This is a genomic window from Sphingobium sp. FG58 (genome assembly GCF_057809055.1).
Map to the genome: position 1 here is coordinate 1 of NZ_JBMDJF010000062.1, position 793 is coordinate 793.

The 793-nt window shown below is 58.3% G+C and carries 1 protein-coding gene and 1 pseudogene; both read left to right on the forward strand.

The window, feature by feature from the left end:
- Positions 1 to 54: 54 nt before the first annotated feature.
- A pseudogene (locus tag ACODR8_RS19955) lies at positions 55 to 423 on the forward strand (IS66 family transposase); the annotation flags it as partial.
- Positions 423 to 674 carry a hypothetical protein gene (locus ACODR8_RS19960; protein WP_489008855.1) on the forward strand — a complete coding sequence of 84 codons (252 nt, stop codon included), beginning with the start codon at positions 423 to 425 and terminating at the stop codon, positions 672 to 674. The pseudogene ACODR8_RS19955 and the gene ACODR8_RS19960, both read left to right, overlap by 1 nt.
- The last annotated feature ends 119 nt before the right edge of the window (positions 675 to 793 follow it).

The following is a 793-nucleotide window of genomic DNA, read 5'->3' on the forward strand; positions in this document are numbered from 1 at the left end:
CCTTTTAGACGCCGATCACCCCGCTAACGGGGTCCTTTTTGCACGCCGATCCACAAGCAACTCACCCGCATCCCCGTCAAGGGCGACCTGGCCAGCGCCATTAGGTATGGCTTGGGTCGCTGGCAGGCCTTCTCACTGTTCATCGAAAACGGGCGCGTCGCCATCGATAACAATGCCGCTGAGCGAGCCGTGAGACCTATTGGTCTATGAAGACGCAACTGGCTCTTCGCCGGCTCCGAAGCAGGCGCTGAAACCTTGGCGCGGGCCATGACGCTTATTGAAAGTTCCAAGATGAACGGTCTCGATCCGCAGGCTTATCTCGCCGACGTGCTAGGCCGTATCCATGATCACAAGATCAACCGGATCGAGGAGTTGCTGCCTTGGAAATGGGTGCCCTTGGTACCGTTGGCAGAGCTAGCCTGATGGCCACGATCACGCACGTACGCACGCTGGACTATGCTGCCAAAATGCTCGGTGAGGACGTGGAGCTGTTGGAAGCCATCGTCTGGAACGACGACAATCTGACATACGGCAGCATCATCAGCGTTTACACTGGCCCGGATGAGACCATTACGGCGCTCACCGACGATGGCCTCGATGAGCTGTCGGATATGCTTCGAGAAGCACGCCGAAGCACGCCGAACCACCCAGACCTGGCACTGCTTCCTCGATGACTTCGTTGACGATCCCGAACTCGCCACTCGCTTCAAGGCCCAACCACCGCGGTAACAATCGGACTGAACCGCCCCGGGATTGCCGGAGGCCATTTGGTATAAATTATGCGGCCATGGGG